General features: G+C 49.1%; 29 protein-coding genes and 3 pseudogenes. 12 read left to right on the top strand and 20 right to left on the bottom strand.

Features of this window, described 5'->3' with window-relative positions; all coding sequences use genetic code 11:
• The first annotated feature begins 9 nt into the window (after positions 1-9).
• Positions 10-414, top strand: coding sequence for a YaiI/YqxD family protein (locus tag AC127K_RS08415; protein ID WP_483720218.1), 405 nt, complete (start codon positions 10-12; stop codon positions 412-414).
• On the opposite strand, the gene AC127K_RS08410 is transcribed toward AC127K_RS08415, so the two are convergent.
• Entirely contained in the window at positions 371-1558 is a 1188-nt protein-coding gene (locus AC127K_RS08410; protein WP_483720217.1) for an IS256 family transposase, read from the bottom strand. The two genes, AC127K_RS08415 and AC127K_RS08410, sit on opposite strands and share 44 nt — an antisense overlap.
• Before the next feature lie 96 nt (positions 1559-1654).
• Here AC127K_RS08410 and AC127K_RS08405 point away from each other — a divergent pair, with 96 nt between their 5' ends.
• Positions 1655-1798, top strand: a complete 144-nt coding sequence (locus AC127K_RS08405; protein ID WP_483722183.1) for a DUF188 domain-containing protein — start codon at positions 1655-1657, stop codon at positions 1796-1798.
• Between the two features lie 270 nt (positions 1799-2068).
• Here the strand turns inward: AC127K_RS08405 and AC127K_RS08400 are convergent, their stop codons facing one another.
• The 16 genes and pseudogenes from AC127K_RS08400 to AC127K_RS08325 all read right to left on the bottom strand — a co-directional run bounded on the left by AC127K_RS08400 (position 2069) and on the right by AC127K_RS08325 (position 18004).
• Positions 2069-2362, bottom strand: coding sequence for a hypothetical protein (locus tag AC127K_RS08400; protein ID WP_483720216.1), 294 nt, complete (start codon positions 2360-2362; stop codon positions 2069-2071).
• Between the two features lie 199 nt (positions 2363-2561).
• Positions 2562-3041, bottom strand: a complete 480-nt coding sequence (locus AC127K_RS08395; protein ID WP_483720215.1) for an NUDIX hydrolase — start codon at positions 3039-3041, stop codon at positions 2562-2564.
• A complete protein-coding gene (locus tag AC127K_RS08390; RefSeq protein ID WP_483720214.1) occupies positions 3038-3226 on the bottom strand; it encodes a hypothetical protein in 189 nt (62 codons plus the stop codon). The genes AC127K_RS08395 and AC127K_RS08390 overlap by 4 nt, the downstream gene beginning before the upstream one ends.
• 442 nt (positions 3227-3668) lie before the next feature.
• On the bottom strand, positions 3669-4112 hold the full coding sequence (locus AC127K_RS08385; RefSeq protein WP_483720213.1) for a GNAT family N-acetyltransferase: 444 nt from the start codon (positions 4110-4112) through the stop codon (positions 3669-3671).
• Positions 4109-5791 (bottom strand): aminoglycoside phosphotransferase family protein, encoded by a 1683-nt coding sequence (locus tag AC127K_RS08380; protein ID WP_483720212.1) that lies wholly within the window; start codon positions 5789-5791, stop codon positions 4109-4111. The genes AC127K_RS08385 and AC127K_RS08380 overlap by 4 nt, the downstream gene beginning before the upstream one ends.
• Before the next feature lie 26 nt (positions 5792-5817).
• Positions 5818-6888 (bottom strand): transglutaminase domain-containing protein, encoded by a 1071-nt coding sequence (locus tag AC127K_RS08375; RefSeq protein WP_483720210.1) that lies wholly within the window; start codon positions 6886-6888, stop codon positions 5818-5820.
• 68 nt (positions 6889-6956) lie between these two features.
• The gene (locus tag AC127K_RS08370) at positions 6957-7832 is read right to left on the bottom strand and encodes a GrpB family protein (RefSeq protein ID WP_483720209.1); all 876 of its coding nucleotides are present in this window, start codon (positions 7830-7832) and stop codon (positions 6957-6959) included.
• A gap of 3 nt (positions 7833-7835) precedes the next feature.
• Entirely contained in the window at positions 7836-9074 is a 1239-nt protein-coding gene (locus AC127K_RS08365; RefSeq protein WP_483720208.1) for a GNAT family N-acetyltransferase, read from the bottom strand.
• Between the two features lie 170 nt (positions 9075-9244).
• On the bottom strand, positions 9245-10951 hold the full coding sequence (gene mobQ / locus AC127K_RS08360) for a MobQ family relaxase (RefSeq protein WP_483720207.1): 1707 nt from the start codon (positions 10949-10951) through the stop codon (positions 9245-9247).
• 357 nt (positions 10952-11308) lie between these two features.
• Positions 11309-11515 carry a DUF3847 domain-containing protein gene (locus AC127K_RS08355; RefSeq protein WP_087235256.1) on the bottom strand — a complete coding sequence of 69 codons (207 nt, stop codon included), beginning with the start codon at positions 11513-11515 and terminating at the stop codon, positions 11309-11311.
• A gap of 112 nt (positions 11516-11627) precedes the next feature.
• A pseudogene (locus AC127K_RS08350) lies at positions 11628-11834 on the bottom strand (LLM class flavin-dependent oxidoreductase); the annotation flags it as partial.
• Positions 11835-12227: 393 nt separating this feature from the next.
• Positions 12228-13607: a DNA primase family protein gene (locus AC127K_RS08345; RefSeq protein WP_483720205.1), complete on the bottom strand. Its 1380-nt coding sequence runs from the start codon at positions 13605-13607 to the stop codon at positions 12228-12230.
• Complete coding sequence (locus tag AC127K_RS08340; protein ID WP_483720204.1) at positions 13585-14205, bottom strand: CHC2 zinc finger domain-containing protein; 621 nt, start codon at positions 14203-14205, stop codon at positions 13585-13587. The genes AC127K_RS08345 and AC127K_RS08340 overlap by 23 nt, the downstream gene beginning before the upstream one ends.
• Before the next feature lie 67 nt (positions 14206-14272).
• Positions 14273-16192 (bottom strand): DUF4368 domain-containing protein, encoded by a 1920-nt coding sequence (locus tag AC127K_RS08335; protein ID WP_483720203.1) that lies wholly within the window; start codon positions 16190-16192, stop codon positions 14273-14275.
• Position 16193: 1 nt separating this feature from the next.
• Complete coding sequence (locus AC127K_RS08330) at positions 16194-16397, bottom strand: transposon-encoded TnpW family protein (RefSeq protein WP_002595096.1); 204 nt, start codon at positions 16395-16397, stop codon at positions 16194-16196.
• Between the two features lie 383 nt (positions 16398-16780).
• The gene (locus AC127K_RS08325; RefSeq protein ID WP_087185407.1) at positions 16781-18004 is read right to left on the bottom strand and encodes an IS110 family RNA-guided transposase; all 1224 of its coding nucleotides are present in this window, start codon (positions 18002-18004) and stop codon (positions 16781-16783) included.
• 283 nt (positions 18005-18287) lie between these two features.
• Here AC127K_RS08325 and AC127K_RS08320 point away from each other — a divergent pair, with 283 nt between their 5' ends.
• The 6 genes from AC127K_RS08320 (at position 18288) to AC127K_RS08295 (ending at position 22806) form a co-directional block, all read left to right on the top strand.
• Positions 18288-19136, top strand: coding sequence for a sigma-70 family RNA polymerase sigma factor (locus AC127K_RS08320; protein ID WP_483720202.1), 849 nt, complete (start codon positions 18288-18290; stop codon positions 19134-19136).
• A gap of 31 nt (positions 19137-19167) precedes the next feature.
• Complete coding sequence (locus tag AC127K_RS08315; RefSeq protein ID WP_483720201.1) at positions 19168-20082, top strand: DNA gyrase inhibitor YacG; 915 nt, start codon at positions 19168-19170, stop codon at positions 20080-20082.
• A 6-nt stretch (positions 20083-20088) separates the two neighbouring features.
• Complete coding sequence (locus AC127K_RS08310; protein WP_087249498.1) at positions 20089-20541, top strand: GNAT family N-acetyltransferase; 453 nt, start codon at positions 20089-20091, stop codon at positions 20539-20541.
• A 134-nt stretch (positions 20542-20675) separates the two neighbouring features.
• Positions 20676-21224 (top strand): GNAT family N-acetyltransferase, encoded by a 549-nt coding sequence (locus tag AC127K_RS08305; protein WP_087249496.1) that lies wholly within the window; start codon positions 20676-20678, stop codon positions 21222-21224.
• The gene (locus AC127K_RS08300; protein WP_087171134.1) at positions 21224-21700 is read left to right on the top strand and encodes a GNAT family N-acetyltransferase; all 477 of its coding nucleotides are present in this window, start codon (positions 21224-21226) and stop codon (positions 21698-21700) included. The genes AC127K_RS08305 and AC127K_RS08300 overlap by 1 nt, the downstream gene beginning before the upstream one ends.
• 77 nt (positions 21701-21777) lie before the next feature.
• The gene (locus tag AC127K_RS08295; protein WP_087348945.1) at positions 21778-22806 is read left to right on the top strand and encodes a virulence RhuM family protein; all 1029 of its coding nucleotides are present in this window, start codon (positions 21778-21780) and stop codon (positions 22804-22806) included.
• Between the two features lie 66 nt (positions 22807-22872).
• Here AC127K_RS08295 and AC127K_RS08290 read toward each other — a convergent pair whose 3' ends face one another.
• Positions 22873-23148: a DUF6809 family protein gene (locus tag AC127K_RS08290; protein WP_483720199.1), complete on the bottom strand. Its 276-nt coding sequence runs from the start codon at positions 23146-23148 to the stop codon at positions 22873-22875.
• Between the two features lie 13 nt (positions 23149-23161).
• A complete protein-coding gene (locus tag AC127K_RS08285) occupies positions 23162-23512 on the bottom strand; it encodes a TnpV protein (protein WP_087415738.1) in 351 nt (116 codons plus the stop codon).
• A gap of 292 nt (positions 23513-23804) precedes the next feature.
• Here AC127K_RS08285 and AC127K_RS08280 point away from each other — a divergent pair, with 292 nt between their 5' ends.
• From AC127K_RS08280 to AC127K_RS08265, 4 genes and pseudogenes are all read left to right on the top strand, one after another.
• Positions 23805-24980 (top strand): Fic family protein, encoded by a 1176-nt coding sequence (locus AC127K_RS08280; RefSeq protein WP_483720198.1) that lies wholly within the window; start codon positions 23805-23807, stop codon positions 24978-24980.
• A gap of 131 nt (positions 24981-25111) precedes the next feature.
• Positions 25112-25486: pseudogene (locus tag AC127K_RS08275) on the top strand (MATE family efflux transporter); the annotation flags it as partial.
• On the top strand, positions 25483-26061 hold the full coding sequence (locus AC127K_RS08270; protein WP_483720197.1) for a cytidylate kinase-like family protein: 579 nt from the start codon (positions 25483-25485) through the stop codon (positions 26059-26061). The pseudogene AC127K_RS08275 and the gene AC127K_RS08270, both read left to right, overlap by 4 nt.
• Positions 26049-26234 (top strand): annotated as a pseudogene (locus AC127K_RS08265) (hypothetical protein); the annotation flags it as partial. The gene AC127K_RS08270 and the pseudogene AC127K_RS08265, both read left to right, overlap by 13 nt.
• Before the next feature lie 349 nt (positions 26235-26583).
• Here the strand turns inward: AC127K_RS08265 and AC127K_RS08260 are convergent.
• Entirely contained in the window at positions 26584-26739 is a 156-nt protein-coding gene (locus AC127K_RS08260) for a hypothetical protein (RefSeq protein ID WP_483720196.1), read from the bottom strand.
• Positions 26740-26799: the final 60 nt, after the last annotated feature.

The following is a 26799-nucleotide window of genomic DNA, read 5'->3' as shown; positions in this document are numbered from 1 at the left end:
GAAATCAGGATGCCAACGATTTTGATTGACGCAGACGGCTGCCCGGTGGTGGACCTGACGGTGCGAATTGGCCGGGTCCATGGCGTGCCAGTGAAAATCCTCTGTGATACGGCCCATCGCATCGAGCGGGAGGGTGCTGAGACGCTGGTCTTTGACAAGGGAGCTGACAGCGTGGATTTTGCCCTGGTCAACCGGGTGCAGTCGGGAGATATTGTCATCACCCAGGACTATGGGCTTGCCGGTATGTGCCTGGCCCGACGGGCCAGAGTGCTCAACCAAAACGGGCTGGAGTACACGGCCCGGAACATTGACGGTCTGCTGGGCCTGCGTCAAGTATTGTTCGCAAAAAGGGTTCCTGTAAAACAAGAAGTCAAGCCGCCGGTTGCAGTATGGCTTGAACAGACTGTTCGCTGAGGTACGCTCTGGAGGCGGACCAGTCTTCGGCATATTCCATAAGATATGTGGTGACCAGTCTGGTGTAGGCATCTGCACTGGGAAATATTCCTACCACACTGGAACGGCGACGGATCTCCCGATTCAGCCGTTCCAATACGTTGGTAGAAGAAATCTTTCTTGCATCCAACTGTGGAAAAGCATAGAACGACAAAGAGTCCTCCAAACCGTCTTCCAGGCAGCAAATGGCTTTGGGAAAACGGTGCTCGTACTGCCTGCAGATTTCTTCAGCCAGTTTGCGAGCTTGTTCTCTGGTGGGAGCCAGCCAGATAGTCTTGAGATTCTGAGCAAAAGCATCTTTGTCCTTGTGAGGAATATGCGCCAGAATATTACGCATGAAATGAACCTTGCACCGTTGCCAGCTTGCTCCCGGGAAGCCTTTACGGATAGCGGCAACAAGTCCGGCGTGTGCATCTGAAACAACCAGTCGGGGCGTACAAAGTCCTCGTTCCTGCAATCCTCGAAAAAGCTGAAGATACACTTCTTCCGACTCTTCCAACATGGGCTCTATCGCCAGAATGTCTCGCTGGCCATGCTCATCCACACCACAGACCGCCAGTATCGCCATACTTACAATTCTGCCGTCTATACGAACTTTTTCGTACAGAGCATCCACCCACAAAATGGGATAACTGCTTTGGGAAAGAGAGCGGCTGCGGAAAGCATTTACCTGCTCGTTCAAGCCTTTTGTCATCTCACTGACCTGACTGCGGGACAGGCTTTCAATTCCCAGGCTCTTGGCCAGTTTTTCCATCTTACGAGTGGATACGCCCTGTATAAAGGCCTCCTGCACCACTTGGATCAGTGCCGCTTCACTGCGTTTGCGCTCCGTAACAAAGAACGGTATGTAACCGCCCTGACGTACCTTCGGCACCATGAGATACATGGTGCCCATGCGGGTATCCAGTCTGCGAGGCCGGTAGCCACAGCGATACCCGCTGCGGCTTTCGGCACGTTCGCTTTTCTCCGCTCCCAGCTGCTGGCTTACTTCAGCCTCCATGAGCTGGGCACACAGCCATTCCAGCATACTCAGCATGGGATCCGGTTGTGCTACACATTGCAGTAGCAATTCGGTCAGATTTGTGGTATGATTCTTTTGAGCCATTAGGGTTTTCTCCTTTGTATCGTGATTGTCTGGACAACTTTCATTTTACAGGAGCCCTAATGGCTTGTCTATTTTTTATTTGCTTTTGCGAACTCGATTATACGCTATCGTCTGCTGGCCCGTCGGCATGAAAACAAAAAGCTCCTCCGTGCCGGCAAGCACCCGAAAGGGCCCGCCAAACGCACGATGGAGCAGGACGAGGCGTTTGAAAGAGCGCTGGAGAAACTGCTGAAAGAGTAAAGACAAAAGGAATAAACAAAACAGTCCCCCCGCAGCAGCCGCTGCAGGGGGGCTTGGTATTATTCTGGAATCGGACGAACGGAATAGCTCACTTCATCCAACCGCATGGAAAAGGTCGGAATACCAGCACGGCGGCAAAGTTCCTGCAACTCCTTTTTGGCAATCTGCCCTTTGCAAGAGTCGTCTATGGAAGCACCAAAGTATATAACAGAGATTGGTGCTCGGTAAACGGATAGTGAGTAAACACCTTAAAACAATCTTATAAAACTATCAATCTTCCTCAATAAGGTGGGGATTATATTCAGGAATATAGAAAACACATGTGCATAGAACAGATAATGCAGACTGGTTTTTGATCTGCTTTAATTGCGTCTCCAGAATTTGTGCTGTATCAGGAAGCTCGTTTCTTGAGGGACTTTTTCCTAGGAGAAAAAAGCCTTTACTTATGTTCTGGTGAATCACAAGATTACATTCCGTCCGATCAACTGCAAATTTTTCATATGAGCGATTACGGTTCTCACGATGGACACGCATTTTATATTCTTTTTTGAGAAGTTCTTCCATACTAACTATATAACTTTCGTAATATGGATCTGGTATTGTTTTCATGTGGTAGAATGCTTCGACCATGGGATAGTTTAAGTAGAGTTTTCCCATGAGATGAGATTTGTCAAGGAGGCTTTCTGCGAAAAGTTGTAACCTTTTAATAAACAGGCACGGAGCCTATGTCCACAACATAATATGGATATGGGCTCTTTTATAGTTATTTGGAAATAAAATGCTTGATTTCGCCATTAAGATTATGAATTTCCGTTTTGATAAACTCTGGATAGATGGTCACATTTTGGATTTCTTCAATGTCCATCCAACCAATAACCACATTGCAATTATCCTTGTGTGAAACAAACTCGCCGTTATCGGGGATCTTACAGCCATCACATTCTTCAATCAAATAGTAAAATGCGATGTTATGTGCCAACTTGCCGTTCCATTCCCAAAAGCATTCCTCGCTCCACAACAAGCGTTTTACTTCGATGTCCACTCCGGTTTCTTCTTTATACTCACGCACAAGTCCTGCTTCCAAAGTTTCTCCAATTTTAATGTGACCGCCGGGCAGAGCGTATTCACTTCCGTTTTTGTCCCGTTGCACCAAGACCCTGTTTTTCTTAACTAAAACGCCTACCGTTCTTAAATCGCAAATATATTCGTCCGAAGAAAACAGCCAATCCTTTTCAATCATCATAATACTCCCTTTGCAACCCTATTAGCAATAAAAGTCACATTAACATCAATCGGCAAAGTGCCGTTAACCCTGATAATCGGGCAAGATATTGAAGACATCCAAACTTCAACCGTGTTTTCATCTTTGGATTTAACAAAGTCGAAGAATGCCTTTTCTTTTTCGTATAAGTCTCCTCCTTCCAGCATTCTTTCTCCGAATTTGTTGTATGACCGTTGATAAACTCTCTTAATTCGTGTTTCTTTCGGAGCTTCGATGTAAACCGCGCACTTGAAGTGAGATACTATATCCTTATTGAAATTTCCTTTAACCAACGCCAAAACAAAGTTACTTTGTAAATATCCGAAAAGGCGTCCTGATAATATTCCGAATAATGGATTGTGCCGTCCTTATCAAAACCATATGGATAATAGCTGAACGGCTTGTCTACAGAATGTACGGCGTATAAAAGTGCCACGAGCGGATTCTGTGTAAAATAAATGTATTGCTTTTCATGTTCTGACAAAAACGGTTTCAGTTCGTTTAGTCCTCCGACAGGGCTGCCGTGATAAAAAGGCATTATAATGTCTTCCTTTCTGCCTCGCAATCTACCTTTGAAGTATTTTGAGCTTTAACGATTCTCGCTTATTTTCATTCCTTGCATATATATCTCAGCTCTTTCATACCATTTTCAACGAGTCCTGTTAATTCAAATCCGACAAGCTGATACAAACGTTCTGCAACATTGTTATCAATAGCAACTCCTGTATACATTTCTTTTATGTCATGCTGCTTTTTCATGTACTCAATGCCTAAAAGCAACGCGGTTTTTCCGTAACCTTTGTTCTGGTGATACTTATCTATGAGGAACTTCCATAGTGTATATTGATTTCTTGATTCATAAAACCCGAACATGATAAATCCAACCAATATATCATCAGCATAAATTGCAAAAGGATAGGCGTTTTCCCGGTAAACGTACGCTTGTGCCAAAGAATAAGCTGTAGTTGAAACAAAGTTTTCTTGATTTTTCGATACCTTAAGTTTTAACACATCCTCAAGATTGTCCGCTGTTATTTCTTCGAGTTTTATCATCGATAATTCCTCCACTCATCGATAAACTGTCTTATCGACTGCTGTCTCTTGGTTCTATCATCGCTTACAGCTTTTGCTGCAACCTCAAAAAGTTCATCGCTAAGCTGCCATTTGTCTCGTGTGCGGTTGTATTCGCCAAAGAGGGCAAAGGCTGTAGCTCCAATAGTATAGACATTCGTGATTTCATCAATCACTGCTCCCAATTGGTATTCCTCCGGTGATTGAAAGAGAGAGCTACCCCACATACGTCCCATATCGTTAATACACGGTTGCTTGCGGAAAAAATCGATGTCACAAATCGTTGTCTTCCCGCACTCAAAGTCATACATAATACTGCCGTCATAAAAATCGATTGCCACATAGTTCTGAGAGGCAATATATTCAAAGAAATCAAGAATATCCGCAAATACATTAAGCTTATCCTGGGCAGGTAATGCCATGAACTTTTTGTGCTGTGCAGGGTACATTCTTCCCATGCAATCTCCGTCAGCCCATTTGAATACCATGGCAAATCCGCCGCCAATATCTTTTGCTTCAACCAGTTCAATTAAATTCTTGTGCTTCAGATCGCTGTATACCGGCAAAGTTGCTTTCAGTCTGGCAATAGCATCCGCAGGATCACCGTTATACTGCTCGGTAGGAGCACCGGCAAACTTGATGAAATAGCGCTGACCATCCTTTTCTGTGCCAAAACAAATATTTCCTGAATCTTGGTCATCAAAGACTTTGAAAACTCTGCCATATTCACTCAGAAAGCTGAAATCAAAGGCACTTTTTAATTTGAAAGGAATCTCGTTGATGTACTGCAAATAATAGCCTTTGAAATACCATGTTGGCACGGGATTACGCATATTGTCATACCAGGACAGTACTTCCTTAGCCTGATTGACCATTACCTGAATTTGCTCTTCGCCAAACGGAATCGCCCAAGGAAGCGATGATAATATTCCACAGGAGATATACAAAGCAAATATGCGCCAAAATTCTTCGGGAACATCGCTGTCAAAATATCCGTTTATTCTTCCGCTTGCAAACATCTGACTGGCTTCGACATCCCAAGTGATAGCTTTAATATCTTCCCAAGGATCACCGTAGTCGTTGCGGTTAAAATCAATGATATACAGCTTTCCGTCCCTGCCGATCATCATATTACCGATGTGGTAGTCGCCATGCTGATAAGTCTGTGGTCTGCCTTTCAGCAAATGACGGTTTTCGTTTATGTAGTCGATGAATGCCTGTCCGTTCTCATACTTGATGGGGCATTCACCGTATTTTTTGATTTTATAATCCATTTTGCGGTTAAACCAAACTTCCCAATCTTCCTGCGTTGCAGGAGCCGGTATGGAGTGAATTCTTTTAAGAATCCGCCCGGCTTCCAAACCGTATACATATTGCTCGGTATCAGAAAGCACGGGAATAATTTCCTCTGCATCTTCGCCGTCAATCCAGCTCTGGATGGAATAAACGCCTTCATCACAAACGCCAAACTCGATTGGCTGACACATAGGTACCCCAAAGGAAGCCACTTGTTTCATCATATTGAATTCAGACTGTTTCGTATCGTGCTGCGCAATGTCAGAAACACGCAGAAGATACCGTGTACCGTTCTCATCGGTAACACAGTATTTCTTATCACTGGACCAGCCTTTGTTTATCAGTTCTTTTGTTGCAAAATTCATCGTAGCCTCCTGCATTAAAGTGACTCTCACATTTTCCAAAACTCAATATCGTTATAAACAAAATCTGATTTTTTCTTTTCGGAGAAGTTTTCAGTTGGATATCCCTGCGGAATCAGTTCTATATATCCTGACGTTTCCGTCTGCCCGTCAACTCCGTCTTTGTTAAGAGTACAACGAGCAAAGCGGAAAGTATTTTTAATCATATAATTTCTGTGATACTCTTTAGCAAATCCTGTTCCATTATAATCAGCCGAAGGGTTTTCAAAAATCGGCTCATCAGCCAACAAAAGTTCTCTTAAATGTGAAAGCGAAACATAATTTTCTTCCTTGTCTTTTAGATACAGACGCCACGTAGGATCAAGCATAATTCGTTTTCCGGATGGCAAAAGACAATCTACTACAACATGACAATCCTCAAACGGATCTTCATACGGCAAACAAGTAATATGCTGTGCCTTAATTCCGTTCAAACGAAGAAGCGCAGCTAAAAGGATAGCCAGACCTCGACAGTTGGATTTATTGTCGTTTCTTTCACAAAACTCAATTAGATCGGTTATACTCCTCCCGGAGCCTAAACCGCCGGAGCCGTTGTGCCCAAAATGGTCACACACAAAATCAAGGAGCTTAAAAACAATTTCATCTTTGGTATTATCCATGTCGTTTATGTATGTGGAATAATTATACTTTTCCAGTATTTCAGGAATATCTCCACCTAAAACAAATTCATTGCAGCAACCATACTCTCTACTTCTGTCGTACTCGGCATATTGCTTTAGAATCTCGAATCTTGTTTTATCTGTGTTAGGAACATATACCTCAACCGGGATATATTTATACGGCTCATCCTCTGGGGTATCATCGAGTTTCACATACTTGACAGGAGTTGATTTACCGTGTTGTACGTAAAAGCCTTCAAGTCCTCCATCCACATACTGAATGTGATAAACCATTCGGTAGTATTCATCGTTGATTTCGTAACACAAATATCCGTCTTTTTCATAAACACAGTTTGGTTCAAAATTATAATATCCGCTTGATGAAAAAGACATTTTCATACGAAGTGGTGTTTCATCAAAAATATTGATGGTTTCGCCCATATCTTCCTTATACCATTTTCCAATTAAGCGCCTGTCCATTGTTCTAATCCCTTTCATTGCAACAGTTTTTATTCTTCAAGAAGTTCGACTCCACTGTCGTAATACTGCTCTTGAAATCTAACTGCTTCCATAATTTCTTCAACGGTAAAATTCAGCCCTTCAGGTGCGGCAACAAGCTTATCTTCCACATCATTGCGCCGATGGACAATACCGATAATTCGCGCAGTGTATTCCTTTACCGGAGCATCGACACCCAATAGATAAACATCAAGCTCCTCGCCATCACCACCCAACACCTTGGGAATAAATCCATAGTTGATGGGATAGATGATATCATCATGTTTCGGGTGAACGCTTCCAATAGGTCTATCAATTGAAATGGTCACTGTTTTACCGAGATACGATTTAACCAGTGCCTTTCGCAGAGTATAAACGATAAAGTCGTGCTTACCTTTGAGATATTTTTCTCTGCCACTGTCAATAGGAGCTTGCAGGGCAAGGGATACCTTTAGATCTTCATACTCTTTTGCAACTGACGGTGTGCGGTTAAGGTAATCTCTGAAGTTTATGTAGTTGATCCAGTCCATACTGTCCGTCAAAACGACATGGATAAAATGTGTCTGCAGATCTCCTGTGCCTTCATAGAGACTCCCCGATGCAAACAACAATTGCGCGCCCAAATCGGACTTTGGTCTGTAATAGAAGCCTGCATCTTTGAGTTCTTTTTCATAAGCTAAGATATCATCAAATTTATCTACCGCAACCGCAACATCAATGATAGGCTTTGCTTTTATCGTGAGAATAGAGGTGCTGCCAACGTGTTGAATGTCTTTGATCACATCACCTAAGATCTCCTTCAGACGGGCAATGGTGTTCTGAGCCTCGATTTCCCACTCTTTTTCGTGTTCGCACAGCTGAACTGTGCCACGTTTTAATCCGATCATATGTTACGCCTCCTTTGCAGCTGTCAATTCCTTCTCCAGAACGTCCGCAAAGCGTTGTATTGGCTCTGCAAGCGTTTCTGCGTAGTCGAAGGTTTGTTTATTTTCCTTGTGATTAAGCGGGATTCTGCGAACCTCCAGAGCGATTCTGAGGGCATCTGGATCCAGGCAGAGATTGTTTTCTAACGCCCACTCTGCCGCATCGGTCTTTGCTATGATCTTTCCGGTGCGCAGCGTATAGATACACCGTGCAATATCCAGCATCCAACCAAATGAGTAGAAGCTACGTCCCGTCTTCTGCACATATTTTCTTATAGTTTCATAATGGTGCTTTACATCGGCATACAGTTCACTGAACTCAGGTGCCTTCAACTGATTTCGGATGTCCTTGCCGCATAGCAAAACACTGCTTTCAATCAGCTCTGTCATACCGAAGCTGCCGAACGTGTATGTATCGGTTATTCTTTCACCACTGGTACCCCAGTAAACTACGCGATCTGCCATTCCGGTGAGAAAGGCATCCAGTGTGAGCATTCCACCTTCAAAGGAACGGTAATATGGATTGCCGGGTTCTTTCTCAAGTAGCGCTTGTCGTAGACCAACAAGTTTTTGAGCCTGTTCTTCCGTAATCTGTTTATCCGTCAAAACCAAGATATCAATATCGCTCCACCCCAGTCTAAAGTCATTCAGAACAGAGGAGCCATACAGGTAAATTGATGGTTCGTTACCTTGCAGTATACTGCTGATTTCCCGCACCATCTTGTTGATCGCAATTTGTCTGTCTTTACGCTCCGAACCTGCAGGATGAAGAACGTACTTCTGATTTGGATAATCCATCGCCTCGGTTAGTTCATCCTCGATAAAATCGTATTTCTCGTACAGTGCTCTCGGGGCAGGCCCCTTCTCATCATCGGCTCTGAAAGTGGAAACAGATATCTCTTTTGTCCTATCTAAATTACTCAACGCTTCATCCATAAGCATTGAAGCTATGCCACGCCGACGGTATTCGGGTGCAACAGCAAGGCAGCAGATCATGTTGTGTCCTCGTGAAAACAACATAACACCGGCAATCTCGTTATCTTCTTTTACACAGATAGCATGTCGCTTGCCCATGAATTTAAGGACGGTGGCTCGATGCTCGTTTAGCTTCTCTTGTGTTTCCAGACCAGGAAAGTTCCATCGAACCCGTGTTACAAGGCTCATCCATTGTTCAATATCTTCGGGTACTCCATAAAAGAGCTGCACAGCATTTCGCCTCCGTTCATAAGTCAATTTGTTATCATAGCAACCCGCCTTGCGTATTAACACAGAAACTCATAATAATTATAGCGCAAAAACGCAAAAAATTCTATCAGTTTCACGAATAAAACAGAAAAAGCGGGAGTGCATCGTTCAAAATGCACTCCCGCTGAACTTTACCGTTCCCAACTGTTCCTACTTTTCTTTTTGGTCTGTTTCTGTTGTGCCTGCTGTTGCTGTTTCTGACGCAGACGTTCACGGATGGAGCGTATCTCCGCATCCTCATGGAGCAGACTTGCCACATCACGCTTACTGTCGTGCATCATCATCGGATCATATTTCTCGCCGTAGGCGGCTTTCACTTTGTCAACGGCAGAGCGCTCTTTTTCATCACGAACGACAAGCCGTGCATCCATCAGCTCGCCGGCGTCCATGCCGGCAGCTTGCTCTTTCAGCTCGACATACTGCTTCAAGGCTTCATCAAGCTCGGCAGAATATTTCGCCTCCTGCTCGGACAGCTTCTGCAGCGCACCCTCCAACGTGGCAATCTCCTTCTTCACCGCAGAAATGCCGGTATCATCAGCGCTATCCAGAGAGCGGAGCAGCATTTCCTTTTCCGTTTTCAGTTCTTCCAATTCTTCCGTCAGCTCCGCAATGCGTCGGGTAAGGTCACGCAGCTTTGGTATCTGATAAAATGGCGTTTCCTTTTTCTCGGCAAGCAGATTTTTCCGTTCCTTCGTTTTTTCCTTAATCTGCCGTACCAAGCCCATATACCGCTCCAGCTTTGGTATGACCGCCCGAATATGCTCGTTCATACGGTGTTTTCCCATACCGATATGGCGAAGCTGGTAGCGAAAGATTATCATATTGCCACGCAGTCTTTCCATCGCTTCCGCAAGGGCGGGAATCGTGTTTTTGACTGCCTGTGCCAGCTTTCTGACGGCGGCTTTCAATTCACGAAGCAAAGCATTGTCTGCTTTGATCTGTCTGTTTATCTCGCAGCGGTCAGAGATGATTCCCTGATGTTCCAACGCACGGGCGGCAACACCCTCGTGAATGGTGGGCTGTTCCTCCAATCCCCGTTCTGCATGGCTGCGGTGGTCAATGCGTTCCTCATGGCCGTACCGTTCCAGATAACGATTCGCTGCATCCGCCCACGCCTTGCGCCACTGGACAAGCTGTTCTTCGCTGTTCCAACGCTCGGAGGTAGGATTTTGCCTTCCGTATTTCGTGCTTTTTGGGTATTTGCTGACTCGTTCATACCCGTGCTTTTCCGCTTCGGAGGGTGGCAGATATACCTTCTTGCGACCGACCTTGTAAGGGTACTGCTTCTCCCACCCATCAGCCTGCGCCGCTTTGAATTCGGCGGCGGTAAAGCCCCTTTCTTCGCTGTTTCGGACACAGAGATATTCTTTCTCAGTCTTGTACTGCCAGTTTCCTTTTTCGTCCAGAGGCCGAACCGTTACCATGATATGGGCGTGTGGATTATGTCCGGGCGGGTGTGGATCGTGGACAGCAACATCGGCGCACATCCCATCGGCAACAAAATTGTTCTGAATAAAATCTGTCAGAAGCTCCTGCCATTGTGGCGGTGTCAGCTCAATGGGGAGAGCGGGAACAAACTCACGGGCAAGGCGGCTGTCCTTCGTTTTTTCATTTTTCTCCACCGCATTCCATAAAACGCTGCGGTCTTTCCATTCCGGCGGAGCAAATTTAGGCAGAAGCACCTCCTGCCATACAAGCCCTTTCTTTCGTGTGAAGTCGTGCTGTATCCCGTCATAGTCATTCAAAATCTTGGAACAGCTCAAATAGGCGGAAGCGGCAACAGCGGAACGTCCATTGCCCCGGCTGACCACTTTTGCTTCCAAATGGTAGATTGCCATTCGTTTTCACCTTCCCTTCGTTTTGTTTTTTTCGCAAAAAGAAAATGTGCGTCGCCGGAGCGATGCTCATAACTGCGATAAAGCTGCCACCGGCAGCTTTGCGCAGGCAGGCGGCTGGTTGTTTCACAACTGTTTTGGTGTTAAAGCAAAACACAGCAGCCGGCTGCACAGGCAATGTCCGCCTGCGGCATTGCCTGCTCCCTCTGGAGAAGCGGCTGAGAAAGACGCTTCGTGAAGAGCGCACGAGCCCGACCAACGGGAGGGATACCACCGCCCGCTTGCGGGTGGTGAGTAAGTGCGCCCTTCGGGATAAAAAAGAGGAAGGCCCCCGGTTTCCCGGAGACCTCCCAGCCGTTTTCAATCGTATCCTGCCAGCTTTCGCCGCAGGTATTCTTCCAGATTGTCAAGCCCTACCGCCTGTACTTCCGGCAGCACTTTTTCCAGCACTGCGCCCTCCTGAATGAGCCGCCTTGTCCGGGCTTTTCGCTCCTTCACCCGATCCCGTGCCTGGGCTTCCTCCAAGCGGTGCTTTGCCTGCAACAGTTTCTTTTCTTCACTTGTCATAGATTTACCTCCGTTTCTGCCTCGTCGTCGCAAGCTGTGCATCCTTCGCTTCCGCACAGGTGCGAAAGCTCACTCGCTCCGCTGCTCCTCCTCTCCCCACAAAGGCATCGCCTTTGCGGGGACCCCAATAAATGTCATAGCCCAGCACATCGGCCAGCTCCACAACCTCCTTATAGCGGATAGATTCCCGCTGGAGCTTGGCCGACAGGTTGGAAACACTGTCCGACCAGTCGTATTCCTCATGGAGCCGGTCAACTACCTCCTGCATGGTGTATCCGGCCCGGACGATCTGTGCCTTAATCTCGTTGCGTACCGTCATCATAAAAAATCCTCCTAAATTTACTTGATAAAAAAGCGAAGCCGGTACGCCGTCTGGCATAACCGCTTCGCTGTGTCGTGAACAATCCCCTTGTCACCAAATCCGTTCAGAATTGCCGGTGCGATGTCCTGTCCACAGGTCGCACCTTCCGACTTTTCTGTTTCGTGTGATTTGGCTTGAAACCGTGCAATTTCCCATGGTTCCATGCACCCGGTTCACCGGGGTGAGAAGCACTGTTTCGCAAAATGATTTCTTCCAACCGTCAAATACTTTTCGATTCCCACTTGCCTTGATTTAGCATGGGGATTTGACCGGTGATTCTGACTGCCATAGCCGCCGAATTGCTATAAAAGGGAGAACAAGGGTCAATCAAAGCGTACGTACGTACACGGTTCAGCGCCGCCATTCCTCCGGCACATCTTCCAGTACGTACGTACGCATCGAATCACCGGAAAACACTGATATATGATTTCTCACCAGTACCTCAATCCCCAGAAATCCACGCACCCGCCGTCCGGCTGCGTTGGTCACATTATTGCAGTATTCCAGATTGTAGCGGCTCTGGCAGGCAATCAGGGCTTCGCTGAAGCTGCGGGGTTTCAGGGCAGGCAGATTGTTCTCGGTGCAGTAAATCTGGTATGCCTCGTACAGTTCTTTGGAGCTGGCAGATAGATCGGCTTTCCGGCGAACATACCCGTCAGAATCCAGAAAATCATATACATTGTTGTTGTCCCGTTTGACTGCTTCCCGGTTTTCTCTGGTGCGGTCACTTTCGGTAAACTTGAAGTTGTTGGCTGCCAGCCGCTGCAATCCCTCAAAAGCCCACAGCAGAATCCCCTCCACCTCGGCTTTCATCTTCTCGGCAAGGTCGGGATCATCCACACGACCAGCCAGTTTTTCTTTTGTGGTCAGCACCAGCTGGCGGCGGTAAAATCCGTCGCTCCGGTCAAACAGCGCCTGCAAATCCCCGTTGGAGAAGGCCAGCAGCCGGGCGCACATCCATCCCTGATAGCTCTGCTTGCCCTTGCGCTCCAAATCCATCTTGCCCTGGGCGGTCACGATGGATTTCACATAGTTGGTCTGGCGCAGGGCCTCCATTCGCATATCGTCATCCACGCACAGGAGGATATGCTCCAAATCCGCACGGGCAAATCGGTTCTCGGATATTTTCCCGATGCTGCCATCCTTCATGTTGGAACCGAACAAAGCTCCCAGCACAGCGCCGATCTGCGACTTGCCCTCGCCGCCGCTGCCCTTAATGACCATCATCCTTTGTCCCTTGTTGCTGGGAATCAGGCAGTAGCCGATATATTCCTGCAAGGTGGGGATGTCCTCCGGGTAGAGCAGGCCATCCAGAAATTGCAGCCAGAGAACAGGTTTTGGGGCGTTGGACTTGTAGGACACGGGGAAACGGTTGCGGACGATTTTCGGCTTTCCTTTCGCAAAGGTTCCGTCCAGAAAAAGCGTGCCGTTGGAAAGATGAATCCGATCCGGCTCCGGGGGAAAATCCTCCACCAGCGCCGCCAGTTTCATCAGCTCCACAATGTTGCTGATTTTGCGGGGAATGTTGCTGACCGCACAGCATTTCAGCTCCTCAAAAATTTCTCCTCGCAGGGGCAGCTCATCGGTCACACGGCCTTCGGGCGTGAAAAAAGCCCCGTTTGTGAAGATAATCTTGTGCGTCTGCAAGAACTCCTCACAAAACAGGGCTTCGTTGATGCTTTTTCCATCAAACCAGACGGGCATCCCGTCAAGCTGCGCTTTGTTTTTCATGGGCATCGTCCTCCTTTTTCAGCCTGTCCAGCCGTTCCTCCAAACCGACGATCAGGGCATCCTTGTTCAGCATTTCCACGATTTTCACCCGCTGTTCCAGCTCGGCGGCAATGAGCAAATCCGCCAGATACTCCACATAGTCCAGCATCTGGCAGGCTTCCACAAACCGGTCATCCAGAGCTTCTTCCGGTGTCTTGGGTGCGTACTGCACCTTCCAGCTTTCCAGAAGATGCAGATAATCACACACCACCCGCAGGCAGTGTACTTCCTCCTGCCGGTATGCTTTCAGCTGAGGACGCTCAGGTTTTGGTAAAGCGATTGCCGCAGGCGGCTTGTCCGGGCCAATCCCGAAATCCTGTGCCAGTTTCTGCGCTGCTTCGTAACTGTTCAGGCCAAACAGCCTTGCCACAAAGTTAATCACATCGCCGGTGGTTCCGCAGCCGAAGCAGTAAAAATATCGCTCGTTCAGCTTCATGCTGGGGTGTCGGTCCTCATGGAACGGACAGCTGCACATCCCGTTTCGGTTGACTTGCAGCCCATAGTGTTCCGCCACATCCGGCACACAAATATTCTGTTTTACCAGTTCAAAGAGTGTCATAAAAATCCCTCCGTTTCAGGGCATAAAAAAAGCGGCCCGCCCGGTTTGTTGGGGCAGGCCGCAGTCCTTATGCAGTTTGTGATGTTTCCGTTTCTTTGGCTTTCCGCTTTTCCTGCCGGTAGAACTTCTCCCGGCAGGCGGGTTTACAAAATTTAGCGTTGGGGCGGACAGACTGGAACGGCTCTCCGCAGCACTGGCACACCAGCTGGTACGGTTCGCCCGGAACGATCAGCCCCTCGGCAATCTTCTGTTTGCGCTCCTTCTGACGCAGGTATTTTTCATGGTTGCGGATGCGCTTCTGGCGGCGCTTTTCCTCCGCAGCCAGTTCTTTCTCGGTGGGTTCGGGCATGGGCACTTCAAATTTCCCGATAAAGTTCAGGTAAATCTCAATTTCCTGCACCCGTTCTCCGGTGCTTCGGTCCGGGGCATGGACCAGAATTTTTTCCACAAATTCATGGAGCATGGGGGCAGTCAGCTCGGTGAAATCCGTATATTTCTGTGCCAGCGCCAGAAAGTGGCTGGCACGGTCCGTGTCCTCATGAAACTGGTCCAGCTGTGCCTGCTCAGAGGCAAGCAGCTGTTCCAGTTCGGCCTGTTCCTTTTCATATTCTGCACACAGCAGCTCGAACCGTTTTTCCTCCAACTTGCCCATAGCATAGGTTTCATACAGCTTTTTAATCAACACATCCAGCTCGGCGCTGCGTTTGCGCTCCTTGGCGACCTTGCGTTTCAGCTCCTTGGCCGCTTCCTGCTGGCGAACCTGTGATATGCTGCGAACCTTCTGAATGAATTCCTCCTTGTTCTGGATGGCATAGCTGGCGGTGGAGCGGATGGTTTCCAGAATCAGGGCGTTCAGGGCTTTGGTGCTGACGGTGTGGGAAAAACACATCTGGGTTTCACGCTCAAAGGTCAGGGTATAGGTGGAGCAGTTATAGAAGTCGGTTCCATACTCCCGCCCGTCCTTTTTGCGTTTGCCCCGGTGGTTATACATCTTGGCTCCGCAGTCGGCGCAGAACACAAGGCCGGTCAGGGGATTGGCGACGCCGGTGGTATCCGTCCGGCGCACCGTCCGCTTCACTTGCTGGGCGAGCTGCCAGGTTTCCGGGTCAACGATGGCTTCATGGGTATTTTCAAAAATCAGCCAGTCGGACGGGTCATTTTTTACCCGCTTATCCCGGTAAGACTTCTTGGAAGAACGGAAATTGACGGTGTGCCCCATATACTCCGGCTTGGTCAGCATGGAGCTGACCGTGAAGCCGTACCAGTCATAGGGACGGCTGGTGTCCACAGTATTCTTCCGGCTGCCTCTGCCGTTGCGGGCCAGATAATAGGCGGGGCACTCCACCTTTTCCTGTGTGAGTATCTTGGCGATCTCATGGGGGCCGTGCCCCTCCACCGCAAGCCGGAAGATCCGCCGCACCACGGCAGCGGCTTCCTCGTCCACCAGCCAGTGGTCTTTATCCTCCGGGTCTTTTTTGTAGCCATAGATGGCGTTGTTGGTGGTGGGCTTGCCCGCCTTGCCCTTCACCCGGTAGGCCGCCGCCACCTTTTTGGACTGGTCACGCAGATACCATTCGTTCATGATATTGAGAAAGGGTGCAAACTCGCCGCTGTCCTGTTCCTCGCTGTCAATGTTATTGGCGACAGCAACAAAATGAACCCCATTCTGTCGGAACATTACCTCGGTGTAAAAGCCGGTTTGCAAGTAGTTTCTGCCAATCCGACTTAGGTCCTTACACAGCAGATGGGCCACCTTTCCCGCCTCGATGTCCGCCACAAGGCGTTTCCATGCGGGACGGTCAAAGTTGCCGCCGGACCACCCATCGTCTGTGTAGTGGACGATATTGGTGTAGCCCCGCTGTGCTGCATAGCTTTCGAGATAACGTTTCTGATTCAGAATGGAGTTCGAGTCGCCCGTGAGGTCATCGTCACGGGACAGGCGCTCATAGAGCGCAGTGATTTTTTCTTCCGTCTGTCTGTTTGCCATATCAGGCGCTCCTTTCAGACGGACGGCTCATTTGTGGCAGTTCCATTATACCACATTCCGGCTGGTTTGCCAGCCCGTCATTGCGGATCAGCCGCAGAATTTTATCTTCCATCGTTTCCTCGGCGGTTTCGCTGAGATAGACACGAACTTTATAGGTGGTCTTGCCAATGTGCCGGGTCAGAAACACGGCGTTTTTATCTGCCATAGAACCTCTCTTTCTTGCGCTTTCAGCGCATCCGGTGTATACTGTTGTTATAGTTCCGTTGTTTGTAACCTGTGATTATGCTACTACTTTTTTGTGTCAAGCCTGAACATGACGAAAGCCCCCTTTCTCCTGCGTGAACGAGCCAATGTAACCCAAGCAACTTGTTTTTAGATTACTCTTTCACTAATAGGAGAAATCCGGGGTGCAAAACGGAACCATTTTTGAAAAATCGCAAAATATTTTTTTGAAAAGAGTCCTGCAAACAAAAGTCAATAGATGAAATAAAAAAAGTCCCGCAAATTTTGCGAGGCTAAAAAAGGTACAACAAACCAGACCGGAGAGAAAGCATCTCGCCAGCCGGAAAGAAATTCGGTTGTTAAAGATTACGATTGCTTAGCAGGTTCTGTATCAAAAGCCTCCAGGCATTCTTTCACGCGGGCGTAGTAGATGCGCAGGAACTTGTTCTGAGCGGCAGTCATGTAGACAAAGTAGGGCTTGCCCTCTGCGCGTTTCTTATCAAGGAACTGGTACACCGGCTCATCCGCTGGAGACTTTTTCAGGTATGTGCAGATGATTTGGTAGAGTGTTTTACGCAAATGTGGTGAGCCTCGCTTTGTGGTGGGAACGCTCTTTGCGCTGTGCTTGCCGGATTCATCCACGCCGGGATCAACACCTGCAAAGCCCACGATGGAGCTGCGGCGCGGGAAACGGCGCACATCTCCAATTTCGGCCATAAGCTGCGCGGCAGTTATTTTCCCAACGCCGTACATGGCGCACACGGTTTCGTATTCTGGAAGTTGGGATGCAAGCCGCGTCATTTCCGCCCGCAGAGTGGCCAGCGTGGTCTTTCCCGCCAGAAGTTGTTGAGCAGCCGTGACAATGAGCAGCTTTGTGTTCTCGTTTTTCGGCAGTGTCGTAAAATGGCCACAGCTTCCGGCGTAAATGTCCAGCGCCTTCTCTGCACTGAAATGGTATCCCTTGCGTTTGCACCACTTCTGGTAACGTTCTGTAAACGCCTTTTCGCTGGCACGGCAGATGCAATCGCAATGCCAGAAGGTCATGACAAAATCCACCCATTTCTGGTGGCCGTCAGCACGCTCTGGGCTGGAGAAAAGCTCGTTTACACCGGGAAAGGTCTTGTCGGTCAGCGAAATGAGATTGTTTTGCAGCGACACCACTGTTTTCATGTAGAGATTGTATTGGCGGCTGCACAGCTTCAGTTGTTGTCTAATCGTATCCATGGGAGTATATTCCCGCAGATCCACCCAGTTGTCAAGGCCATACTTTGCAATCTTCAGAGCGTCAGCCTTGTCGGTCTTGACCTTGCGGATGGAGCCGCCGCCGCTCTGCTTGATGAGCAGCGGATTCAGGACGCAGACGTAGATCCCGTACTCATGTAGTGCTGCCGCTACCGGTTCGTGGTAACGGCCTGTGGATTCCATGATGACGCGGGTATCTTCGCCCAATGCGACGATGGCGCCAGCCATCTGCTCCAAACCAACTTCGGTATGGAGAAATTCCTGTGGCAGAAATGCCACTTCACCCATTGGCCGCAGGGCAGCCACCGTGCTTTTCCCTTTGGAAATGTCGATCCCTACTGCGTTCATTTTGCTCCTCCTTCTGATTGGATATGGCTTTCCGCCGTTTACTCATCGCCTGTTCAATCTCCTGGGTGACGCGAACGCACCGCAAATCGGTGGTACAACCTGCGCAAATCGAATGCTGCGAATGAGAGAGGCGGCTGACGGACTCATTTACGGGCGTGTCGGCCCAAGGTGAGCTATGTCAGGCAATTTGCTCTCCCATTCTAACAGCTTCGGCTTTGAGATGGAAAAAGACGCGGCTGGCTGCCGCGCCTTGAACCGTAACTTTATTGTAGGAGGTGGGGTCATGGCGTATCTGTCTGATGACGAGCTTCTGGATACCGAGGGTGGCTTCACCGGATGGGACGATGGGACAGGCGCAGGGGCGGAAGAAACGCTGGAACAGGCGCTTGCGGAAGAACGTCTGGCCGAGCTGGAAAGCGAGCTGGAGCAGGACGAGCATCCCATTGACTATGATGCCGAACTGGAAACCGAGGAAGAAGAAGCTGCCCCGGTCAGTGATAAACGGCTCAAACGGGAGATGCGGGCCGAGGCCATACGGCGGTTGGAGGAAGCGGCCCGCACCGAAAAGGATTTCCGGGCCGTGGTGGAGGAATGGAACAAGCTGGACCGGAACCGGGAGCGCCGGGAACGGGACCACGAAAACCTTCGTGGGGATGTGCCGCTGGAATATCAGGCGGTGCCGGAACCGAAGCTCATTCCCCGCTGGATGAACAACCCCGCATACCGGCAGCTGATGGCCGGAAACTTTCTGGACATCCTGTTTGACTGCCCCTATGAGATGCACAACCTGACCGCCGATCCCTTTGTTTCCCGCATGGTGGAAGAACTGAGCGAGGAACACAAGGAGGTTTTGTATTTCCTCTCTTTGCGGTTGTACAGCACCACCAGGCTTGCCGCTGTGCGTGGGCAGTCTGACCGCAATATCCGCAAGCTGCGAAAGACCATCCACAAGAAATTGCAGCGCCAGATGTATGACCATCTGTGCGGCAAACAGGAGCATGGCGGCAGCCTGACCTTGCGGGAACGCCATTTTTTGGAGGAATACTCGAAAATCGCAAAGAAACAGGGCAAGGATGCCGTGATCCGGCGGGAGAACAAGACCAAGCGCAGAAAAAAGAAAAACCGCCCCTGATAATTGGGACGATTAAGGAGAAAGGGCGTGTATGATGAAAAATTTATTTGAACAATCCCGTTCCCATTGGGTGCGGTACGATCATTATGAGCTGAAAACAGCGGAAGATGGCAAGCGGTATATCACCCCCAGCAAGAGCGCAAAGCCGGACGTCTACAATCCACTGAAAGAGGTCCCCAACATTGTGCTGGATGCGCTGAATGTGGGGATGCTGATGATGGGACGCAAGCCGGAAGCAGAAGTGGAAAAGGCGGTAATGGAGTTTATCACCCGGTACGGCCTGCTGGGGCTGATGACCGCCCTGCCCACCACGCCGTCCTTTATGGACTATGAGGCGGTATACCTGCCGAAAAACCACTTCATTAAGGAAGAATCCATGGCGACAGACAAATACCTGTCCCTGTTTTATCCTTTTGACCAGCTGGACTTGGTGAAGAAAGGCATAGAATCCACATGGAATGTGTCCGGTGACCGGACGATGATTGCCCTGACCATGACCTTCATGGACGAGCCGATGGCGAAAAACATGAGCTTCCAGCGGGAATATGCGGAACCCTACGAGTGGGTTGCTCAACAGTTCAAGGACTGGGCCTTTACGCTGACCACCGCCTTTTTCTACTACAATGACTATGATTTCATGGGCGAGGACGAACGGGGGCTGCACCGCAAGGCTATGGCCGCATTTGGCGGGATTGCCCCCACCTACCACATTGAGCTGCTGGATAAGCCCACCATTTACTGGGATTTTCACTCCCTGCTGCTGGGTATTCAGATGATGTTCAGCTTCATGCTGGTGGACGGCGACCAGCCCCTGCGCCTGTGTAAGCACTGCCAGAAGGTGTTCCTGGGCAGCCGATCCAACGCTGCCTTTTGCAGCCCACGGTGCAAGAACCAGTACAATGTCTACAAGAGCCGTTCTAAAAAGGGCGGAGATGAGGAGGAATGATACGCTATGGAAATTCTGAAACTCAGGGAACACAGCGAACTGGCATCGGAGGCCGCAGAGTGGTTTCATTCCAAGTGGGATATTCCAGTTGAAGAATATGCGGGAAGCATACAGGAGTGCTTGACGGGCAAAAGCATTGTTCCGCAGTGGTATGTTGCAGTCGAGAATCAGCAGATTATTGGTGGTATTGGGGTCATCGAAAACGATTTTCATAACCGCAAGGATTTGACGCCAAATGTCTGCGCGGTATATGTTGAGGAAAACTACCGTTGTCAGGGAATTGCAGGAAAGCTGCTGGAATATGTTTGTGAGGATATGCGTTCATTTGGCCTGGAAACCTTATATCTCATTACAGACCACACAGGCTTCTATGAGCGCTACGGATGGAAGTTCCTGTGTATGGCGCAGGGCGATGGTGAGGTAGATTTGTCGAGGATGTATGTTTATGATTTGAAATAGAAACGGTTATCGTTAAAAATTAGACATTTGGAGAGACCCGATAAATCATTTTGCGTTCGATTGGAGCGGCATTTATTGGAATCCAGAATTTGAAAATAAAGTAAACACCAAAGGGAGCTGCATGGATAATAGAAATGGAGATTATATATAAAAACTTACAAGAGAATGAGATAAGCCGAGAGCTATTTAGACATTTTGTACGGCATCAAACTGTTGTTAAATGTAGGCGAAAAGAAAACGGAAAATGGATTATCAAAGATGATCCGTTTATTGACGATTGGAGCGAAGCGGATTATAAATTCCTGGTTTCCTGCCTGAGAAACACAGCAGCAACAGGTGGATTGGTATATGCTGCTTTCTGCGAAGGGGTGTTGAAAGGTTTCGTGTCAGTTGAACCGAAACTTTTTGGGGGAAATCACAGATACCTTGACCTCTCAAGTATCCATGTGTCAGAGGATATGCGAGGAAAAGGGGTTGGCACTGCACTGTTTCGAGCAGCGAAAGAATGGGCAAAGGCACATGGAGCAAAAAAGTTGTACATCTCAGCCCATTCAGCCGTTGAAAGCCAGGCATTCTATCACAAAATGGGCTGTGCAGAGGCGGCTGTCTACAATCAGTCTCATGTAGAAACCGAGCCGTATGACTGCCAGTTGGAATGTAAAGTATGTGAGGATGACAGTTGATGAAAATAAGCAAAATTGAGGATAATAAAAAGAGATACATGAGCCTGCTTTTTCTTGCGGACGAGCAGGAAGATATGATCGACCGGTATCTTGAAAAAGGTACGATGTATGTTTTGGAGGAAAATGGCGTAAAAGCGGAATGTGTTGTTACTGACGAAGGCAGCAAAGTTCTTGAAATCAAGAATATTGCTGTTCTGCCGGAATGCCAGCGCATGGGCTACGGAAAACGGATGATTGAGTTTATTGAGCAGACATACCGTGATAATTTTCGTATTCTTCGTGTGGGGACGGGTGACAGTCAGCTGACGCTCCCTTTTTATAAGAAATGCGGTTTTATAGAAAGCCATCGTATCAAAAACTTTTTCACGGACAATTATGATCACCCTATCTTTGAATGCGGCGTTCAGCTTATTGATATGGTATATTTGGAAAAGAACTTATTATGGGAATCCAATACGATTCATCGAAAGAAGTAAATGGAATACCTGGCATTTTGTAAATGAATTACAAAATACAATCCAAACTTACCAAAACGATATGGAGGTGACGAGGAATGAGCGAGGAACAGGGGCTGACCCCGTATGAAACCAGAGAAATCCTCTTTTACAAGACCGAAAACGGAGAGGTGCGGGTGGAAATCCTGCTCTTTCAGGAAAATCTCTGGCTGACGCAGGCAAAAATGGCAGAGCTGTTCGAGGTGCAGAAAGCGGCCATTTCCAAACATCTGAAAAAAATCTTTGAATCCGGCGAACTGAGCGAGGATTCAGTTGTTTCCAAAATGGAAACAACTGCGGCGGACGGGAAACGGTATCAGACCAATTATTATAATCTGGACGCCATCATCGCTGTGGGGTATCGAGTGAACTCCAAAAAGGCGACCATGTTCCGCATTTGGGCAAACCGGGTGTTGAAAGAGTTCATCATCAAGGGTTATGTGATGGATGACGCACGGCTGCGGGAGCCGGAAAACTTTTTCGGCAAGGATTATTTCGAGGAACAACTGGAGCGTATCCGGGACATCCGGGCCAGCGAGAGAAGGTTCTACCAGAAAATCACGGACATCTATTCCCAGTGCAGCGCTGACTACGATGTGGAAAGCCCCATCACAAAGGAGTTTTTCGCAACGGTGCAGAATAAGCTCCACTATGCGGTCACCCATCATACCGCCGCTGAGATCGTATACGGCCGTGCCGACAGCACCAAGCCCAACATGGGGCTGACCACATGGAAAAACGCCCCCAAAGGCCGCATCCGCAAATCGGATGTCACCGTTGCTAAAAACTATCTGAACGAAACGGAAATGCGTAACCTGAACGAGATTGTCACCATGTACCTGGACTATGCGGAACGGCAGGCCCGCCGTGGAAATGTCATGTATATGGCCGATTGGGTCAAGCGGCTTGACGCATTTTTACAGTTCAACGAGGAAGATATTCTGCATGATAAGGGCAAGGTGACCGCCGCCATTGCCAAAGCCTTTGCCGAGAAAGAGTTTGAAAAGTTCCGGGTTTTGCAGGATCGGACCTATCAGAGCGACTTTGACCGGCTGCTTGCGGAAACTTCGGATGCCCTGACAGAATAACCATATACACAGAAAGCCCACGCCTCCGGTTCTCTTTCCGGCTGCGTGGGCTTTTTCGGCCATCGCCTATTTCTTGTTTTGCAGCTGTTCATGGGCTTCCTGCTGGACGATCAGCCCCGCTAAAAAGCCATACTTGAAATGGCTCTCACTTTCCTCACACTGGGCGATAGCGTTCTGCGCCCGAAGCTCCTCCACCAGAGCATAGTCCTCTTTACTGAGCCGCTGGGATAACTGCTCCATCAACGCCGCACAGGTTTGGACTGCCTTGCGGTATTCCGGGGACGTGGGAACAACGGTTTCACAGGGATAAAACTCCCCGTTATACATGGCTTCCAAAATCATTGCGTTCCCTCCCTCAACAGTAGACCAGCTCAGCCAGGACGATTTCCTCGGCCCTGTTGTGGATGGAGTTCATGGAGCGCACCCATGCTATCTGGTCGGCAGTTTTCAGGGTTTCCGTGACACCCTCTTGCTGCATCATGGCTTTTTCAATGATTTCCAGTCGCTCCCGACAGGCGATGTCGATTTCCTCCAAGTGGGGAAACAACTTTTCAGTGACAATGAGATCGGTATACAGAATGGGCCGGTGTTCTTTTAAGTAGGCACGGCGCAACCGGCCATATTTCCCGATATGGTACTCTTTGGTATCCGATAACACAAGGTCAGGAATGAGATAGTCGCCGCATTTGGTGTAAGTCAGTTCCATACAAGGCTCCTTTCGTGGGAATGTGGTTGACAGTTACGGTAGGTTTGAGGGCATCCCTCCTTTATCATAACTGTCTTTTCATTCGCCACAAATGAGCCGTCAGTCATGATGTAATGTTTTTTGGTGTATTCCACCCTCTATACATTACATCATGGGCGGCGATGCTAACGATTGTACTTACTATGTATTGCTATCAAAAACATATTTTTAATTAAAACGAGCTTTTATTAATGCCGATATATGTCATACTAAAATTTTTGACGCTATTGTTTATTATTAAGGAGATTCTCCCATGGACGCTTCCGTATTTTCCAAGATGCTCTCAGACCCTGGACGGCTGGACCTCAAAAAGATGTGGTATAAATACGGTCAGGACAATCTGCAGGAATTCCTCGCACTGCACAAACAGTATTTCTATCAGGAACTGCCGTTGCATGACTTTGACGGGAATTCCATGGTATGCCTGGACAAGGCGGTACCAATTCCGCTGTCGGCGGCGCGTGTTTTGCTGACACCGCAGCAGAGTACCCGTCTGTATGGAACCAGGGCGATGGAAGAGGAAATCCTGTCCACATTCCGAATCGAACAGATTGACACCAGCAGGGAAAGCGTGCGCCGGATTTTATCCGGTCAGGCACCCGAGAATGATGAGGAGCATCGCATCTGTGGCATGAAACAGGGACTGGAATTTATCGCAGACAGGTCCCATGCCATCACGGAGGAAAATCTCTTTCGGCTGTATCAGATGACCATTGGCGACTTTCTGCCGGAAGAGGATCGTTTACTGCCGGGGCATTGGTATCGCAATGACGGAGTGACGGTTATTGACAGCAAAACGGAACATACGGGATTGCCCTGGCAGAAGCTGCCGGCCTACATGAAAGAACTGACGGCATTTGCTGCCGAAAAAGCAGCACAGAATGACCTGATCAAAGCGGCTGTTTTGCATTTCGCACTTGCCTATCTGCATCCCTACTTTGACGGAAACGGTCGGATGGCGCGTCTGCTTCATTTGTGGTATCTGGTGCAGCAGGGATATTTGTCGGCACTGTTCGTGCCGATGTCCCGCTTTGTGGAGGAAAGCTGCGCCCGGTATTATAAGGCGTACACCCGGGTGGAACAGAATCAGCAGATCAGCGGCGTGCTGGATGTGACGCCGTTCCTGGCCTATTTTGCAGAATCGGTGTATCACCGGCTGGGAGAAGATCAGCCGCAGCCCCGGACGCTACAGGCTTTCGAGGAGGCGCTGCGGCAAGGGAAGGTTACCGAGAAGGAGCGGGCGCTCTGGCAGTTTGTCCTCGCGGCCTATGGCAGCGAAGAGTTTTCCACCAAGCGGTTGGAAAAAGACTTCGGCGATGCGGCTTATGCCACAATCCGGAGCTTCGTTCTTAAATTCGAGCGATTCGGTCTGCTGACTTCGGTCCATTACGGCAACCGGGTTAAATACCGGATTCAGGACGGAAAGTAAAGAAAGAGTCGCAGCAACATAAGAGGAATTGCAGCAATAAGTGAAGAAACATAACAAAAACTTAAGTTGTTAAGTTCACTTGTTGGCTTTTCTCTTAACATATAGACGATTTTCCCTTTCTTTCCCAGCGGGTCAAATTTGTGCTGGCGGAGTTCTTCCCCCGGCAGCTCATCTCGATTTTTGGCGCCGCCAACGAGAGCAGTTACTACACCGACTTTGCCCTCAAAGCGTTCCGGGTCTATCTCTGCCTCATCATCCTGGCCTGCGTCAACAAGGCCTGCTTCATCTTTTTGCAGGCTATGGGCAAAGCGGCGGAATCCACGGCACTGTCCATGATCCGGGAAGTGGTGTTCGGCGTGGGCTTCGCCCTGCTGCTGCCCCGGTTCTTCGGGCTGGACGGTGTGCTCTACTCCATGCCGGTGTCGGATTTGCTGACCTTCCTCATCGCGCTGGTGCTGATCCGGCAAACCTACGGACAACTGAAACAAAAGGAGGACTCTGTATGAACCATCGCATTCTGACCATCAGCCGGGAATTCGGCAGCGGCGGGCGGACCATCGGCAAGACGGCGGCCGGGCAGCTGGGCATTCCCTGCTACGACCGGGAACTCATCGAGAAGATCGCCCTGCAAAGCGGCTTTGCCCCGTCCTATGTGCAGGCCACCGAGGAATCCGCCCCCGCGGGACTGCTGGGAGCCTTTTCCTCCAACCGGGCTTTCGGTCCCACCAACGAGGACCGGCTCTGGCAGGCCCAGCGGCAGGTGATCCTGGACCTGGCGCAGCAGGGGCCCTGCGTCATCGTGGGACGCTGTGCCGATTACATCCTGCGGGGCAAGGCGGACTGCCTGACCGCCTTCATCCATGCTGACGCAGCGTTCCGTGCCCGGCGCATCGTGGAGGTGTACGGCGAGCGGGACCAGGCTCCCGAGGCCCGCATCCGGGAAAAGGACAAACGCCGGGCGGCCTGGCACCGCTTTTATACCGACGAAAAATGGGGCAATGTGAAGAATTACCAGATCTGCCTGGACAGCGGCATTCTGGGTATCGACCGTTGCGCGGAACTGCTGCGGATGCTCTACTGAGGGACGGTCGCCCCACCTTTGTCATTGCCCACCGGCTGTCCACGGTGCAGAACGCCGACGTCATCCTGGTGCTGGACCATGGCCGCATCATCGAGCGGGGCAGCCACCAGGAACTCATCGCCGCCAAAGGGCAGTATTACCAGCTGTACACCGGCGCTTTTGAGCTGGAATAAAAGACCATCCCGAAAGGAGAACCAATGGGAGCGGTGGTAAAGTGCTGCCGGAGGAAAGCTCTCCCAAAACGTGTAAGGCGGGAACAGCGGAAATCCTGACCATCCTCTGACCGCTCCCTCTTCCCAGTCGGTCCCGTGTAGCGTTTGTACGCTCCAACATTCTTTTATAGCCAACACAAACAGCGCCGGAAGTTGTGCATACCACACAATTTCCGGCGCTGAATCATGCTATTTGCCTGTCTGTCACAGTTCTCCGACCAGACTACTACGTCCAACTGAATCATATGCAACTATTTTTGAGACAACTGAACTTCACAGAAAAAGAAAACAATCATTTGTACGATGCTTTTCATAGATCATTTTTTTCAAAACATGTTTTTGATACGCCGTTTCCAGCCCGCATAGTTTTTTCAAGAGTTCTGACACCAATTTTCCACTTGTCTTCTGGCAATTCGACATCTTTCCCAAAAAGGAATCTGCTTGATACTGCATCCTGTACATTCATAAAAAACTGTTTCCATATCCCGATGTTCTCCCTACAAAAAGGCTTGGGACTTCCATCATA

The sequence above is a fragment of the Subdoligranulum sp. DSM 23681 genome (assembly GCF_057005535.1).
This window is presented reverse-complemented; position numbering and strand designations above follow the sequence as displayed.

Excerpts from the sequence above, each read along its gene's own strand:
- AC127K_RS08390 (WP_483720214.1), bottom strand. The coding sequence starts at position 3,226 with ATGCTGGAAGGAGGAGACTTATACGAAAAAGAAAAGGCATTCTTCGAC.
- AC127K_RS08305 (WP_087249496.1), top strand. The coding sequence starts at position 20,676 with ATGGAGATTATATATAAAAACTTACAAGAGAATGAGATAAGCCGAGAG.
- AC127K_RS08325 (WP_087185407.1), bottom strand. The coding sequence starts at position 18,004 with ATGAACGCAGTAGGGATCGACATTTCCAAAGGGAAAAGCACGGTGGCT.
- AC127K_RS08285 (WP_087415738.1), bottom strand. The coding sequence starts at position 23,512 with ATGGAACTGACTTACACCAAATGCGGCGACTATCTCATTCCTGACCTT.
- AC127K_RS08410 (WP_483720217.1), bottom strand. The coding sequence starts at position 1,558 with ATGGCTCAAAAGAATCATACCACAAATCTGACCGAATTGCTACTGCAA.
- AC127K_RS08395 (WP_483720215.1), bottom strand. The coding sequence starts at position 3,041 with ATGATGATTGAAAAGGATTGGCTGTTTTCTTCGGACGAATATATTTGC.
- AC127K_RS08290 (WP_483720199.1), bottom strand. The coding sequence starts at position 23,148 with ATGATTTTGGAAGCCATGTATAACGGGGAGTTTTATCCCTGTGAAACC.
- AC127K_RS08370 (WP_483720209.1), bottom strand. The coding sequence starts at position 7,832 with ATGATCGGATTAAAACGTGGCACAGTTCAGCTGTGCGAACACGAAAAA.
- AC127K_RS08260 (WP_483720196.1), bottom strand. The coding sequence starts at position 26,739 with ATGAATGTACAGGATGCAGTATCAAGCAGATTCCTTTTTGGGAAAGAT.
- AC127K_RS08320 (WP_483720202.1), top strand. The coding sequence starts at position 18,288 with ATGGCGTATCTGTCTGATGACGAGCTTCTGGATACCGAGGGTGGCTTC.
- AC127K_RS08300 (WP_087171134.1), top strand. The coding sequence starts at position 21,224 with ATGAAAATAAGCAAAATTGAGGATAATAAAAAGAGATACATGAGCCTG.
- AC127K_RS08340 (WP_483720204.1), bottom strand. The coding sequence starts at position 14,205 with ATGACACTCTTTGAACTGGTAAAACAGAATATTTGTGTGCCGGATGTG.
- AC127K_RS08415 (WP_483720218.1), top strand. The coding sequence starts at position 10 with ATGCCAACGATTTTGATTGACGCAGACGGCTGCCCGGTGGTGGACCTG.
- AC127K_RS08345 (WP_483720205.1), bottom strand. The coding sequence starts at position 13,607 with ATGAAAAACAAAGCGCAGCTTGACGGGATGCCCGTCTGGTTTGATGGA.
- AC127K_RS08385 (WP_483720213.1), bottom strand. The coding sequence starts at position 4,112 with ATGATAAAACTCGAAGAAATAACAGCGGACAATCTTGAGGATGTGTTA.
- mobQ (WP_483720207.1), bottom strand. The coding sequence starts at position 10,951 with ATGGCAATCTACCATTTGGAAGCAAAAGTGGTCAGCCGGGGCAATGGA.
- AC127K_RS08270 (WP_483720197.1), top strand. The coding sequence starts at position 25,483 with ATGAACCATCGCATTCTGACCATCAGCCGGGAATTCGGCAGCGGCGGG.
- AC127K_RS08295 (WP_087348945.1), top strand. The coding sequence starts at position 21,778 with ATGAGCGAGGAACAGGGGCTGACCCCGTATGAAACCAGAGAAATCCTC.
- AC127K_RS08380 (WP_483720212.1), bottom strand. The coding sequence starts at position 5,791 with ATGAATTTTGCAACAAAAGAACTGATAAACAAAGGCTGGTCCAGTGAT.
- AC127K_RS08310 (WP_087249498.1), top strand. The coding sequence starts at position 20,089 with ATGGAAATTCTGAAACTCAGGGAACACAGCGAACTGGCATCGGAGGCC.
- AC127K_RS08355 (WP_087235256.1), bottom strand. The coding sequence starts at position 11,515 with ATGACAAGTGAAGAAAAGAAACTGTTGCAGGCAAAGCACCGCTTGGAG.
- AC127K_RS08335 (WP_483720203.1), bottom strand. The coding sequence starts at position 16,192 with ATGGCAAACAGACAGACGGAAGAAAAAATCACTGCGCTCTATGAGCGC.
- AC127K_RS08330 (WP_002595096.1), bottom strand. The coding sequence starts at position 16,397 with ATGGCAGATAAAAACGCCGTGTTTCTGACCCGGCACATTGGCAAGACC.
- AC127K_RS08315 (WP_483720201.1), top strand. The coding sequence starts at position 19,168 with ATGATGAAAAATTTATTTGAACAATCCCGTTCCCATTGGGTGCGGTAC.
- AC127K_RS08280 (WP_483720198.1), top strand. The coding sequence starts at position 23,805 with ATGGACGCTTCCGTATTTTCCAAGATGCTCTCAGACCCTGGACGGCTG.
- AC127K_RS08375 (WP_483720210.1), bottom strand. The coding sequence starts at position 6,888 with ATGGGCGAAACCATCAATATTTTTGATGAAACACCACTTCGTATGAAA.
- AC127K_RS08400 (WP_483720216.1), bottom strand. The coding sequence starts at position 2,362 with ATGGAAGAACTTCTCAAAAAAGAATATAAAATGCGTGTCCATCGTGAG.